Origin of the sequence: Acinetobacter sp. YH01024 (assembly GCF_013420195.1) — a bacterium.
Lineage (GTDB): Bacteria > Pseudomonadota > Gammaproteobacteria > Pseudomonadales > Moraxellaceae > Acinetobacter > Acinetobacter amyesii.
In genome coordinates this window covers 1-14,271 of sequence record NZ_VOYQ01000024.1, presented here as the reverse complement: position 1 = coordinate 14,271, position 14,271 = coordinate 1, and the positions used below count along the sequence as shown (strand labels likewise).

The 14,271-nt window shown below is 41.7% G+C and carries 15 protein-coding genes; 2 read left to right on the top strand and 13 right to left on the bottom strand.

Annotation, left to right across the window (positions count from 1 at the left end):
- The 4 genes from FTT88_RS11130 to rpe form a co-directional block, all read right to left on the bottom strand.
- Positions 1 to 315, bottom strand: a 315-nt coding sequence (locus tag FTT88_RS11130; protein WP_218953943.1) for a hypothetical protein, incomplete at its 3' end; no start/stop codon positions are given.
- Entirely contained in the window at positions 302 to 2,284 is a 1,983-nt protein-coding gene (locus FTT88_RS11125) for a multicopper oxidase domain-containing protein (RefSeq protein ID WP_180005006.1), read from the bottom strand. The genes FTT88_RS11125 and FTT88_RS11130, both read right to left, overlap by 14 nt.
- A 46-nt stretch (positions 2,285 to 2,330) precedes the next feature.
- Positions 2,331 to 2,846: a hypothetical protein gene (locus FTT88_RS11120; protein ID WP_180005005.1), complete on the bottom strand. Its 516-nt coding sequence runs from the start codon at positions 2,844 to 2,846 to the stop codon at positions 2,331 to 2,333.
- Between the two features lie 633 nt (positions 2,847 to 3,479).
- Positions 3,480 to 4,166, bottom strand: coding sequence for a ribulose-phosphate 3-epimerase (rpe, locus tag FTT88_RS11115; protein ID WP_180005004.1), 687 nt, complete (start codon positions 4,164 to 4,166; stop codon positions 3,480 to 3,482).
- A 599-nt stretch (positions 4,167 to 4,765) separates the two neighbouring features.
- Here rpe and FTT88_RS11110 point away from each other — a divergent pair.
- Entirely contained in the window at positions 4,766 to 5,065 is a 300-nt protein-coding gene (locus tag FTT88_RS11110) for a DUF2218 domain-containing protein (protein WP_180005008.1), read from the top strand.
- A 31-nt stretch (positions 5,066 to 5,096) separates the two neighbouring features.
- Here the strand turns inward: FTT88_RS11110 and FTT88_RS11105 are convergent, their stop codons facing one another.
- The 9 genes from FTT88_RS11105 to FTT88_RS11065 all read right to left on the bottom strand — a co-directional run bounded on the left by FTT88_RS11105 (position 5,097) and on the right by FTT88_RS11065 (position 13,455).
- On the bottom strand, positions 5,097 to 6,158 hold the full coding sequence (locus FTT88_RS11105) for a M48 family metallopeptidase (RefSeq protein ID WP_180005003.1): 1,062 nt from the start codon (positions 6,156 to 6,158) through the stop codon (positions 5,097 to 5,099).
- 14 nt (positions 6,159 to 6,172) lie between these two features.
- Complete coding sequence (locus FTT88_RS11100; protein ID WP_180005002.1) at positions 6,173 to 7,279, bottom strand: YjgN family protein; 1,107 nt, start codon at positions 7,277 to 7,279, stop codon at positions 6,173 to 6,175.
- A 131-nt stretch (positions 7,280 to 7,410) separates the two neighbouring features.
- Positions 7,411 to 8,256, bottom strand: coding sequence for an S-formylglutathione hydrolase (gene fghA, locus FTT88_RS11095; RefSeq protein WP_180005001.1), 846 nt, complete (start codon positions 8,254 to 8,256; stop codon positions 7,411 to 7,413).
- 28 nt (positions 8,257 to 8,284) lie between these two features.
- Positions 8,285 to 9,676: a C13 family peptidase gene (locus tag FTT88_RS11090; RefSeq protein ID WP_168378508.1), complete on the bottom strand. Its 1,392-nt coding sequence runs from the start codon at positions 9,674 to 9,676 to the stop codon at positions 8,285 to 8,287.
- Positions 9,677 to 9,801: 125 nt separating this feature from the next.
- Positions 9,802 to 10,620: a class I SAM-dependent methyltransferase gene (locus tag FTT88_RS11085; RefSeq protein WP_218945800.1), complete on the bottom strand. Its 819-nt coding sequence runs from the start codon at positions 10,618 to 10,620 to the stop codon at positions 9,802 to 9,804.
- Complete coding sequence (locus tag FTT88_RS11080; protein WP_078191179.1) at positions 10,614 to 11,438, bottom strand: undecaprenyl-diphosphate phosphatase; 825 nt, start codon at positions 11,436 to 11,438, stop codon at positions 10,614 to 10,616. The genes FTT88_RS11085 and FTT88_RS11080 overlap by 7 nt, the downstream gene beginning before the upstream one ends.
- Before the next feature lie 12 nt (positions 11,439 to 11,450).
- Positions 11,451 to 12,116 (bottom strand): tRNA (adenosine(37)-N6)-threonylcarbamoyltransferase complex dimerization subunit type 1 TsaB, encoded by a 666-nt coding sequence (gene tsaB, locus FTT88_RS11075; protein ID WP_180005000.1) that lies wholly within the window; start codon positions 12,114 to 12,116, stop codon positions 11,451 to 11,453.
- A gap of 163 nt (positions 12,117 to 12,279) precedes the next feature.
- A complete protein-coding gene (locus FTT88_RS11070; protein ID WP_078192364.1) occupies positions 12,280 to 12,810 on the bottom strand; it encodes a gamma carbonic anhydrase family protein in 531 nt (176 codons plus the stop codon).
- 36 nt (positions 12,811 to 12,846) lie between these two features.
- Positions 12,847 to 13,455 (bottom strand): CoA pyrophosphatase, encoded by a 609-nt coding sequence (locus tag FTT88_RS11065; protein WP_168378585.1) that lies wholly within the window; start codon positions 13,453 to 13,455, stop codon positions 12,847 to 12,849.
- 126 nt (positions 13,456 to 13,581) lie between these two features.
- On the opposite strand from FTT88_RS11065, the gene FTT88_RS11060 reads away from it, so the two are divergent.
- On the top strand, positions 13,582 to 14,130 hold the full coding sequence (locus tag FTT88_RS11060; protein WP_078192366.1) for an NUDIX hydrolase: 549 nt from the start codon (positions 13,582 to 13,584) through the stop codon (positions 14,128 to 14,130).
- The last annotated feature ends 141 nt before the right edge of the window (positions 14,131 to 14,271 follow it).

The following is a 14,271-nucleotide window of genomic DNA, read 5'->3' as shown; positions in this document are numbered from 1 at the left end:
ATGTTCTGCATGTTCTGCATGTTCTGCATGTTCTGCATGTTCTGCATGTTCTGCATGTTCTGCATGTTCTGCATGTTCTGCATGTTCTGCATGTTCTGCATGTTCTGCATGTTCTGCATGTTCTGCAGTATGCTCTATCTGGCTCGATTCAATCGCTGTTTTCATTTCTTGATGCGACGGATCATGTGAGGAATGCGACTCATGTTGAGCTGACGTCGACATGCTGTGATGTGCATCTTGCGCCATGGTCATTTGAGTGACCGATGCCAAAGCTAAACTTAGAACCGTATATGTGCATGATTTAATGATGCGCATGAGACACCTCCTTTTGCGGCACAGATGCTGTTTTAGTATTCTCCGCGACATTTGCGACCACAAGTTTATTCATCATCCCTGCGGACATGTGATACAGCAAGTGACAATGAATCGCCCATTCCCCTAATTCATTGGCCGTTAACAGAGCCGTCACTGTTTTCCCCGGCGGCACAATCACCGTATGCTTATTTGGCATTTCAGAAGATACTTGCCCATTTTCCAATTGCATAAACATGCCATGTAAATGCATCGGATGCGCCATCATGCTGTCATTGACAAATTTCAGTCGGATTCTCTCACCATATTTCACCTTTAGTGGTTCAGCTTCACTGAATTTTTTGCCATTCATGGTCCACATATAGCGTTCCATCGTTCCTCCCAAATGAATGACCAAATCTTGCGTCGGTTCACGTGTATCAGGCTGCGGGGTTAACGCTTTTAGATCACTATATTGCAGTGCCTTATCACCCATAGGTGTTGATGCATTGGCCCAACCCATAACCGTTGCTGAATTTTCAACTGCCTGCTTCTCCTCTTTAGACTGTGCATGCTCCATCGCTGTATGCATATCATGTTTCATAGATGAATCTATTGAGGAGTGGTTCATCGATGAATGATCCATCACGCTATGATCCATATTGGCATGCGCTGAATCAGACATGTTCTGTTTATGCATCTCTGGATGTTGCATAGTAGTATGTGCAGTCACTGGAGAATGGTCCATGTCATGTCCCATAGCTGCATGATCATGAACTTGTTTCGGCTGAATATTTGATGGATTGACAGTATGCGCGCTGTGCTCATGAGCATTCGCTTGTCGGCTTGCTGAAGTTTGGGTTGAACCTGTAGCAGTATGTCCCATGTTGCTATGGTCCATACCTGACATTGAACCATGACCCATATCTTCCATGGTCAGCAAAGCGCGTGGCCGTGCTTTTGGTATATGAATGCCTGAGTGCTGAGGCTGCGTTTCATCATGTAAAGTGCCAATCGCAAATCCAGTCCGATCAAGCGACTCAGCCTCTATCTGATAGTGCGCAGATTTAGGCTCTACGATCACATCGTAGGTTTCCGCAGCACCAATGCGAAATTCATCCACAGCGACCGGCTTGACCGCTTGACCGTCTGCACTGACCACCGTCATTTTGAGCTGAGGAATACGCACATCAAAAAACGACATAGCCGCAGCATTTACAAAACGAAGTCTGACTTTTTCATTGGGCTTAAACATCCCCGTCCAGTTCTGCTGTGGTGTTTTGCCATTCACTAAAAACGTATAACCCGTGACATCAGACAAATCCGTTTTCAGCATTCGCATCTGATTCCACATCGAACGATCTTTCCAAGTGTTTTTTAAACCTGTTCGTTGAATTTGCGCCCATACATCTGAAACTGTTTCACGCTGATTTTGATAGTATTCGGCAGACTTTTTCAGATTTGCCATAATCTCAGCGCTAGATGATTCATGAAAATCCGACAGCATGACCACATAATCACGTTGCGATTGTTCATGTGCGGCAAGTGCTTGTTTACCTTTCGGATAAATTACCAAAGCGCCATACAATCCGTCTTGTTCTTGACCTTTGGAATGCGCGTGATACCAATAGGTTCCGCTTTGACGGACTTTAAATTTGTAAGTAAAGCTACCGTCAGGCTGAATTTCATTGAAACCATTAAAGCCGGGTACACCATCCATTAAACCGGGCAGCAATAGACCATGCCAATGCACCGAGGTATTTTGTTTTTTGAGCTGATTATGCACATGGATGACCGCATCATCGCCTTCTTCAAACTCCAGTAAAGGTGCTGGAAACTGACCATTGACACTGATTTTTTTGACCGCTTTACCTGTCAAATTGATGGTCTTTTCATCAATATTCAGATGATATTCTTTAATGGCTGCAAACGCCCACGTTGGTGACAGCAGACACACCCCGAGCACGAGGCATGATTTAGATAAATTAGACATGACTTAACCTTTATAAAATAACGAAAAAACGTATTTAAAACTCAGGTTAAGCTTGCGGAGGTCTTAGAATTTCTTGCCAAAAGCCTTTTAAATGCTGTCCAGCAAAAATGAAACGAGGAGGTTCTGTATAGTGATGCACATGGACGGTCTGCAATGCGACTAAGGCGCTATCGACATAAGAAGTACTGATTTGGCAATGTGCGAGTGTACAGTCCTGACAGTCTGTACTTTGTGTCGTTGAATGATGCGCCTGACCATCTTGCAGTGCAGATGTCGCATCTGAAGATTGATGACAATCCATCGTTAAAATGACTTCAGGTGTTGCTTGCTTGCCATGATGTACTGCATGCTCAGGAGCAGCTTGCCGCTGATTTTGATGGCAATTTGTCATATTTAAATGCGAAGGATCAGCATGTGCTGCATGAACTGATGCCTGATGGGCATTTGCGTTCATCATTTGTTGATGTTGAAAATTTTGCTGTGCACTGACCACGCTGCTCCACCCCATGACAAACGCCATGAGCCAAGCAAAGCCAAGATGCTTACGCAAAAAATTGAACAATTTAGTATCCTAATTCAACCCAATGATGCACTGTGACAACATATCCCTATTAACACATCATATCCCTATTAACACATCTTTAGAAACATCACGCGATCAGCTCAGCCGAAATCTGCATGAAACACCATGATGAAGTTATTTACGATTCAAATGCAATCACATGACATTTGTATCAATATGACATGCAGCTCGACCGATTTATCCATCATGAACGATACATTCAGAAATATCTAATAGCACGAGCTAGTGCGATCGATGATGTGTTTTGCCAGTCGCAGCGTATCTCAATAGTTGCTAACAGCATAATTAATTGTGCAGTTATTCACAACAGTTTTAAATTTATTGCGCTGTCATAAAAATCAGCGCATATCTGCCAGTTAAAACATAAAAGTTATTTTTTAAACTGATTAATTATTTATCATAGATTAATAAAAATATAGTATTTCAAACACTTTACCCCATAAAAAAAGGACTCAATTGAGTCCTTTTTATACTTAATACGTCTAATTATTAAACCATTGATGCACAATCGTTTATAATTTATCCAAGTTATCCATATAGTTATCTACACAGATATCCATACGGTTATCCATATAGTTATCCACAAGCGAGGAATAACTTATACCCAAAGGCTTAAGCCTCTTGAGCATGCACTTTTGCCAACTCTGAACGCATGTCATCAATCACAGCTTTATAATCAGGCTTACCAAAAATCGCTGAACCTGCAACAAACATGTCTGCACCTGCTTCAGCAATGTCACGGATATTGGCTGGAGTAACACCACCATCCACTTCTAAGCGAATATCACGGCCTGAAGCATCAATAATTTTTCGTGCTTGACGCAGCTTTTCTAAAGTCATTGGAATGAACTTTTGACCGCCAAAACCAGGGTTCACACTCATCAACAAGACTTGGTCAACTTTATCTAAAACATAGTCTAAATAATGCAAAGGTGTCGCAGGGTTAAACACCAAGCCTGCTTGCGCACCACCAGATTTGATTAACTGTAAAGAGCGGTCAATATGGTCAGTCGCTTCTGGGTGGAAAGTGATGATATCTGCACCAGCGTCTAAGAAATCACTAATCATACGGTCTACCGGTGAAACCATTAGATGCACATCAATTGGCGCTTTAATGCCGTATTTTTTCAATGCCTTACAAACGCCCGCACCAAAAGTTAAGTTCGGTACATAATGATTATCCATGACATCGAAATGAACAACATCTGCACCGGCTTCTAGAACATTTTCAACTTCTTCACCTAAGCGCGCAAAGTCTGCTGACAAAATTGAAGGTGCGATTAAGAATGGCTTGGACATGAAAAACCTAGCTTTGAAAAGGGAGTGATTGACGCATTATAGCAAATTGTCCCCCTATTCGCTGCCCATGCCCTTAGTCGTTTTTTCGATGCCAATGATTGAGATCTCTCTAATAAAGAAACCTAGGATGAACTGATGTTACGCAGTAACATCAGAAGCGAAATTGGTTCAAATAAAAGAACGATACGCGGTAACGTCATCCGCAATTGTTTGAGACAGCACGACTTCTCATCAATTTTTTTTTGCAATACTTTAAATAAATAGACGCTAGAGAGCGAGTTTTGCGGTGAGGAGCATTGCTCTGCAAGATGGTTTCGTTGCGAAGCTTCGCTTCTCATTTTGCCTAATGAGAAACATCGTTTCGTAAGAGTACCTCCAGCCGAAGGCTAATCCCTTTATTTAAGCCCTAGATGTAAGACTCCGTCGAATTGACTTAAATATCATTTTAAAAATGCAAAATTATTTTTTGCGTGCGTAACATCAGTGATTAATATGAATAAAGACCACTGCGGTAGAAACACAGCGTTGCATTTTTAGACTTAACGGGCATCTATGTACTTTGCTAAGTTAAAGGACTGACGACTTAATAATAAAATTGCATCTATGAAAAGTTCAACACAATCACCACCGCCCAAGCAGCGCGTGTTGCTAAACGCCTAGTCAATCATTGGAAACATAAATTTGAAGTCAATGAACAGATCATTGGAGAAAATACTGCATTCAAGATTCAACTGCCCTCTGCAGAAGTCAGTCTTTTACCACAAGCTGTATTTTTAGACGTGATGATTTCAGCCCAAGATCCAAGTGCAAATCTAGATCAATTGGAACATGTGGTATTAGATCATTTGATCCGCATGGGGCAAGAAGAACTCAGTGCAATATGGCAACGCGAACCGTAGTCTACGTCACCATATTGTCAAAGCCTTTCACTCAATGCTGATGTGATTGGTAATTTCTGACTGCATCAATACGGGCTTTCGTCGCTGGATGTGACTCAAAGAAGTCTGTCCAAGATCTCTGATCTTTGGCAGTTTCATCCTTTGCACCTTTCTCTTTTGCTGTTTCACCATCAGCTTCATCTTCCATACGTTGTAAGAAGTTTGCAAAATGTGCCGTTGGAATTTGATGTTTTGAAAGTTGTTTTAAGGCATATAAATCTGCTTCAGATTCAAAGTCTCGTGAGTAGCTCGCACCCACCGCAGCTACCGGTAAACTGGTGAGAATATCTGAACCATCTCCTGTTATCATCAACAAAATAATACTGATGCCTAAACCTGACAAACTTTGCTGCAAACTATGGCGTTGAACTAAATGCCCCTGCTCATGTGCAAGTACACCAATTAACTCATAATCATTTTTCGCTAATTTAACCAACTCATCTGTCACGATAATGGTGTTATTGGGTATCGCCAATGCATTTGCACCGATGCTACCACCACCACGAAATAACAACTTCGCAGGTCGATTTTCAGCCACCAATTGTTGATATTCTTGCTTCAACTTGTTTTGGCGTGCTTGTGGTAATTTTGTGGGTTCAGTCATATCGATAATATATTTTTCCGCCTGATCCCCCCAACTCTTTAACGCTGTCTCAGGAAGTTGATTGGCCACCACATGCGACGCCGCAGGTATACCCCATTTAATCAATACAAAAGCAAACGCCACCACGAAAATCACACTAAAAATGATTAGAGAAGGTGACCGTTCTAACTTCCAAATCGAATGCCAACGCGACTTTACGTCGAGATTAAACCACTCTGGCAAAGGTTGATGAAACTCTAAACGAGCATCGTCCTTTAACTCAATCACTGGCTGAATATCACCCAAAGCACCGATCAGCGTCATATCTTGATAAGTGTAATGCTGCGTTTGTTCTAGGTCTTGACCATAACGCACAATCACAGCATGTTCTCCATCTGCGCTGATTTGAGCAACAAAGGGTTTTGACACTTTCCCATCATAATAGGTTGCATTCACTACTGATGTTTTCATGTAATTCACCTGTGTTATAAGGAAATATCTAGGTCAAAAATATCGGATAATTCTTCAGCAATCGCATTGTGATCTTGCTGCATTTGATTTTGTAATTGGTCAGGATCATCGACCAACATTAAATGCAAAGATTCAGTCTGATATTTATATAGTCGTACAACTGCCCATGGTGTCAGTAAACCGAGGCTAATCACCTTAGCCAACCAATTGCTCAAGACAATCCATGCATAACGCCATTGATTACAGTCCGTATGAAACTGACTGCGGCTCAACGTAGTGTTATTCCAAGTGGTAATAAAAATACGTGCAGCTGTGAGTGGCCAAATAAACATATATCCAATCAAATACATACCCAAAATAATGAAGACATAAGATGCGTCATTTAAACCATCTGAACTACCAAACAGTATCGCAAAGATTACTGCCAGCAATGCACCAAAGCCCATAAACAGAAATAAAGGCACATACATGGCACGCATATAATCGCCCCACGTATTATTCAGATTAAATTTCAACTGACCTAGATATAAATGATTCAGACATTCACGTTTATATAGCCAGACCGCAACTGGTGTAAACAAACCGAGGGTAAAGACAACCACTGCAAGACATTTAACAAAGCACCAATACGCGCTTTTATTTGTCCCTGAAAAAAAGAATCGGCTATTACTAAACTTACTGTTGCGAGCACGGAAACGAATCGTAGATCGAATGAGCCAAGGAACCGCAAAGAAGATCAGGACAAAGCCCGCTAAGAAAGCTTCCCAAGAATACTTTATAGCAAAAGAGAAACCACCATAGACCACTAACGCAATGATTCGTCCAACTAAAATTTTTGTAGGCAAACCGGTAAAGTCAAAACGACGCTGAAATACCCAAGTATTACCGTAAAAATAACGTAAACGGCGGACCTTTGCCCAAGGCGCATAAAGTCCAAGCGTGACAATCGTCAGTAAGATATTCACAATCCAAATACCGAAATATTCAGACGCATTACCTTTAAACCTAAAATGATAATTTCGTCCCAAAACATCAGCCTGTTCTGTCTCACCAAATAGACTCGGTGGATTCATCACGGGCAGCTCTGGCGGAAGCGGCGTTTCCATTTGTGAATTTTGCATAAGTACCCTAAATTATTTTTTTTGGTATGTCGAATTTATTCATTTGCATGGCAATACACATCACCATGCTTTATTTATACGTATATCAAAGCAAGCTATGCCTCAATATTTTTTAACCACTGGCTTTTAAATTAATGAACTACTGTTTGCAATTGGACAGCGTGAAATTGCAAATGATCATCCATAAAACTTTGAATAAAATAATAACCATGATCATAGCCTGCATGTTCACGCAGTTCGAGTGGCTGCCCAACTTGCTCACACGCTTGCTTAAACAACATCGGATTTAACTGGCTATAAAATTGATCATCAATACCTTGGTCAATCAAAATGGCTTTAAACAAAGCCCCTTTAGATTTCACTAAAGCTGTAGCATCGTGCTGAAGCCACTGCTGTCGGTCTGAACCTAGATATTGATTAAAGGCTTTTTCGCCCCATGGACACTGACTCGGCGCACAAATCGGTGCAAAAGCAGAAACCGATTTAAACAGGTCAGGATGCTTCAACGCTAAAGTTAATGCCCCATGACCGCCCATACTATGTCCGAATATGCCAATCGCACCTTTTTGTACCGGAAATTCAGCCTGTACCAGCGAATACAATTCTTCAGTAAGAAAACGTTCCATTTGATAATGCTCGGCCCACGGTTGTTCCGTTGCATTAATATAAAAGCCTGCGCCTTGCCCAATATCCCAATGATCACCTTGTGCTACCTGTTCCCCACGTGGAGAAGTATCAGGGCTGATTAAAATCAGGCCAAGCTGCGCAGCTAAACGCTGAGCATGCGCTTTAATGGCAAAGGTTTCTTCAGTACAGGTTAATCCCGCCAAATAAAACAATGCAGGACACGCTTGGCCTTGTAAGGCTACTTCTGGCAGAAAAATACCAAACTTTGTCGCGGTCTTTAGACTTGAAGAATCCAATTGATAAATGCGCTGCTCACCAGCAAAACAAGTATTTCGTTGTACTAATTCCATGATCTTTATCCTAAACTTTTTTAATCTTTTAAGGCGTAACCGTCGTAGCCGGTGCAGTAGTTGTCGGCGGGAACAATCGTTGTTCTAATTGAGGCAACATTAATGCCATGTTTTTCCCCATCGACCACTGCGGTTCAGAAGGTTCGAAACCTTGCGCTGCTTCCCATTTCGCAACAGTCGCTTTGGTTTCATTAAATGCCGCTTGAATACTGGTCTGCTCACGCATCGCCTGATCAAAGAACGCTCGGCCAAAATAGGTGTATTCAGCTTCATTCGAACAGCCAAAAGACTGTCGATCAGCTGCCGATGCAGTAATAATTAAAGTATTATCATTTTGTAGTGCTGGAATAAAACTTCCTGAATAACATGAAGAAATCACAATCACACGCCAACGAATTCCGGACGCATCCAAGGCTTCTTTTAACCATTTAGGATCGACTTGCGCCAAATCCAAAGGTGCATTTTCCATTTCAAAGACATTTGGTAAACCATGTGAGGTCATATATAAAAATAAGACATCACTTTCTCGGTTCATCTGCTGACCGATACGACGCAGCGCCAACTCCATACTGGTTTTAGATGCCAGCGGAATTTCAGTGCGTGTTGCAGGGTTATTGATAAGTTCAACCGAACGCCCATAGGTGCCAAAACGTGTATCAAACTGTTCTTTAATCCGTTCAATTTCCAGTTTAAAGACATCTTGATAACTCGCACCCGCCACCCCTAAGAAGTACCAATGGGATTGAGCAAATTCACCATATTCCACTGCGTCTAAAGATTTATTGAGCAAACGGCTTTGTGCATAGAAGGCATCTTCAGCAAAGCTTGGTGGAACTTCTTCCACTTTCCAAATCGGCTGATCTTTGACTGAGACTTGCCACACGACCAAAGTAAATAGCGTCGCACCCATAATCAGTGCTCGCTCCCACCATGGCCATTTCAGCTCACGTGAAAATACCCAAACGACAGCCAGACTTTGCCAAACAAATAGAATAATGAATAACGTTGGAATGTAGTCGTACAAGAAGTATGGAAGAAAATCGAGATCTCCCAAATATTGAATCAAACATTGAAACAACATGATGTGCGTATCAAGCACCAACCAAAGCAATGCTGGGACCAACATTAACCGTGGATTATTCACACGTTGTGACAGGAAAATCCCCACGATTAAAGCAATAAATGGCCACAATGCGTAGCTAATGAGACCTTGGGCATTAAATTCGCCAATACGCCCCGTGCTGAGCCAACTAAATAAACTGTTGGCACAACCACCTAAAATCCCCCAAAACACCAATTGTAAAATCGATGGTCGAACGATTTGTAAAGAACGACGAGACCCCAAAAATAACCACATCCCCGCAGTTTGGTTGCTTTTAAAATCATGCCAAAAATTGATGGAGGGTTTGAAATCAATCATAGAGTTCTGATGGTGGCCTTGGCTCGCTTAATTGCACAAATAATTTTATGCCTGATGTCGTTTTTAGCAATGCTATTTTTTAACTATATAACAAATCTTTGAACAATATTGAAGCAAATATCATTTTAAGTCACAAGATCATGTTGGAAATATGCATCAAAGCGACAAGCATCACCTTGCCACTGATGTTGTGGCTCTTGATTCGCTAAAAAAACCGCCAATCGTGGACGTTTAACCACGACACGTTTAGCAATTTTTTGTGCTAAATCCAGTAAATTATCACCTAAATCCATCTCACCATCTTCAGGTAACAGCAAATGCAATAATTGCATTTGTTTTTTGACCTGAGCTTGCTTTTTGACGGCTTGCTGGTTTTGATCTCGCTGCGGAAACATCGGATCGAGATAAACCACGTCAAAGATTTGATTGGTCGTCGACAAATGTTTCAAATAATCTGCCGAATCTGAAAAGACCAATTCAATTCGAGCTACAACCGAACTTAAAAACGCATCTTGCTGCGCACGTTGATGTGAGTCTTCCAATAAGGTAAATAAAATTGGATGACGTTCCACAAGGGTCACATGAGCACCCAAATGGGCCATCAATAAACTATCATGCCCTAGCCCTGCGGTTGCATCTACAAGCTGTGGTTTTTCAGCCAAATTACACGCACGTGCAATCATCTCAGACTTTAAGGATGCTCGCTTTAAACGCCCCACTTCTGCTTTCCAATCGGGTTGCATCTTCATGCCATTGGCCGCTAACCACAAACCATCTGCATCGACACACAAACTGAGTTCAGAGTTTAAACGTAAAAAACGCGCGTTTAATTTTTCAATCAATTCAATATTTACAGATACACCACGTGAAGAAAGCACAGCAGAATACTGCTGTGCTTTCTCATGAAACTCTTGTTCTGTGTATAAGCGGATTTCGCTTACCATAATTTCCAGCCTGTAAATGCGAACAATAAAATCAATAAACCTGAAACAATTCGATACCACGCAAAAATCATGAAATCACGTTTTGCCACATAAGCGACAAGCGCACGAATTAAAATCAATGCAGAGACAAATGAAACGATTAAACCAACGGCGATCACAGTCCAATCTTGAGTGCCTTGAAATACATCATAGCTTTGATATAAATCCAGTAAACCTGCACCGACAATAACAGGAATACCCAAAAAGAATGAAAACTCAGTGGCTGCTTTACGAGAAACACCCAAGAACATAGCACCAATAATAGTTGCACCTGAACGTGAAGTCCCAGGAATTAAAGATAAAACTTGAATTAAACCAATCCAAATCGCATCTTTAATGGTTAAATCTTCTACTTCTTTGGCACGCACCTGCGGTGGATTTTTTTCGATCCAAATAATGATCAAACCACCGATAATCAACCCCATAGCAATCGCAATGTTATTGAACAGCAGCTCTTTCACCGTCTGACCAAACGTCAAACCAATCAACACGATTGGAATCGAAGCGAGAATTAAGCCAAAACCTAAACGGCGACCTTTTTCTTCACCCGTCACCATACCGGTTGCTGCGCCCCACAGGCGGCCCCAGTATTCATAAATTACCGCAGCAATCGCACCCATTTGAATCGCGATCACGAAAACATCACTTTTTTCTTTGGTCCAGAAGTTCATTAATTCTGAGGCTAGAATCAAATGCCCTGTACTTGAAATCGGTAAAAATTCGGTAATACCTTCAACAATACCCATGATTGCCGCTTTGAGCAGCAGTAGAAGATCCATATATAACCCTAATTATGGCTTGCCTTGTTCTGAAATTTTCTTCCAGGCGTTATCTCGTAAATAAACGGGCAATGCAAGTTCAGCACTCACCCATGCTTTTCTTTGCGCCGCTTCGCGGGCAATAGTAGCAATATCTTGTGCTGTTGCACTTAAGTGTTTGTATTGTGTTTGTTCTGATTGAATGAGCTCACTACCAGAACCCACGACAGTAAATTTGATCTGTGGTGTGGCATCTGCGTAACTTAATAGTTGTTCTTCATCTACAGCCTGCATAATGCCATTGGCATCGAGTTGATAGCTTGCGATATACACTTCTTGCATGCGAGCATCAAGGACTGCTGTTACTTCAGTCAAACCATGTAGACGATGCGCCGCTTGAGCCAAAGCTTGCAAAGTCGAGACTGGAACAACAGGTACGTCATTGGCCCATGCCAAAGCCTGTGTTACCGCTGCATTAATACGAACACCACTAAATGAGCCAGGCCCACGACTAAATGCAATTGCATTTAAATCCGCTAACTCAATAGCAGTTTGATTAAGCCCTTGCTCAATCATTGGGAGAATGGTTTGCGTCTGCGCTTTTGCCCGTAAATCGAGTTGAAAATAAAGCTCTTGAGTTTCATCTACAATCGAGACGGAACACTGCTCATTGGCAGTTTCCAATGCCAGTAATTTCATGCGCAACCTTAATTAAATTTAATCTTAAAAAACGTTGAATATGATACTCCACTCCATCGCAGTTCGCGAGATGTTCCACCTCAGACACAGCGCTTTCTGTATTTAATCTATAAAAAAAGCCTCGACAAACGTCGAGGCTCTTTTGCTTGCCATATATAGCGCTCTAAAGTTCAGCGACTTCGAGTTGAGTAAAATGTTTAAAATGAGCGGCATAGTGCATGGCACTCATTTTTAGACGTGCTTCCGCTTGTTCATCTAAAGTCTTAACAACTTTACCCGGTGACCCCATCACAACAGAGTTATCCGGAATCACCTTCCCTTCTGGAATTAAAGCATTTGCACCAATGATGCAATTTTTACCAATCACAGCATGATTTAGAACCACGGCATTGATTCCGATCAGACTATTATCACCTACGGTACATCCGTGTAGCATGGCTTGATGCCCAATCGTGACATAATCACCAATGATCATTTCAATGCCCGCATCGGTATGCAGCACCGCATTTTCTTGTACATTGGTAAAATCACCCAGTTTGATACGACTATTATCCCCTCGGATGACGGCTCCGAACCAGACACTCACTTCTCGGCCTAATTCAACTTGGCCAATGACCGTTGCATTTTCTGCAACCCAACCATCCCAAGGTTGATGCGTGGCTTTCGGGCTATATCCTTGAAATTTGTACAACATGATCAAACATCCTATTTTGACTTTCTAAATAAAGGTTTATGGCTCACGGCCCAAATGAAATGAAGGAGAATTTAATAAAAAAGGCCATTCTTTTTGATAATTCAGACCATATTGAAATAAGGAAATCAGCATCCGTGCAGTCAAGCCCCATACGATTTCGTTTTCGATTCTTAAACTGGGAAAATAAAGCGATTGCTGGGCAAAACGAACTTCATACGGCGTTGGTGGCGTTTCTAAAAGCTGTCTTAATGATGCAAAAAAAATACGGTCAATTTCAGTTGGTTGAGGTATTAAATTTACGTCAGGCGGGATCAATCCCACGATCGGTTTAACTAACATTCCATTCCGTGCTTTTTGCATCGGTAAATCACCCAAAAGCTGCACATCAAATGGATTTAGAGCGGTTTCTTCTTGAGCTTCTCTTAACGCCACCACGATATTACTGGTGTCTTGGACATCACGTTTGCCACCGGGAAAGGACACTTCACCGGCATGATTATTCATATAGAGCGAGCGGCGGGTCAATAAAATACGTGGATTATCTTCTTGGGTAATCGCAATCAATACAGCAGCATGCGCAGGTTGAATACGCTTAGAAAAACGTAAACTTTGCTGCAATCGCTGAGTCAATAAACCCTCATCCATCCACATTACAACCTTATAATTATCTTGTTTTCATCATAGCTGAATTTCGGCCAAGCTGGTTAGAAATGATGCCAAAGTTTTATTTTTAAGTTATTCTGACGGTTCACACAATCCATGACGATGAATATGAACTTTTGCTCAAACTGCGGACAAAAAACAAAAGAAGCGATCCCGCTTGGAGATCATCAGATACGCCGTATTTGTACCGCATGTGGGTTTATTCATTATGTGAATCCTAAAGTCATTTGTGGTGCTTTAGCCGTTTGGGACAATCAAGTTTTACTTTGCCGTCGTGCGATTGAGCCACGTTATGGGCTGTGGACATTACCTGCTGGCTATATGGAACTCTATGAGACGATGGAGCAAGGTGCAGCGCGTGAGACTCGCGAAGAAGCTGAAGCAGAAGTCAATATTGAGCAACTGTATTGCATGTATAACATTCCCCGTATTGGGCAAATTTATGCCTTGTTCAAATCTGAACTAATCAATGGCGAGTTTGGTGCGGGTGATGAAACCATTGAATCACGATTGTTTAGTGAAGAAGATATTCCTTGGGATGATTTAGCCTTTCCAAGTGTGGAAAGAACGCTGCGGCATTATTTTGCTGACCGCAAAACAGGTCAGTTTGAAATGCATCTCGAAACCCTTGGTACGCGACTCGATCACACTGGTTAATTTGCTGCTCTCAATATTAGGGTCTGTTGACATTTGTTGATTAAAAAAATAGCGAGATAGTAAAATTAAATCGCCAAACCCAATTTTACACTCGCTATGCCTCGAACAATGCTAAATGATCAACACTGGTCCAAGTTACTT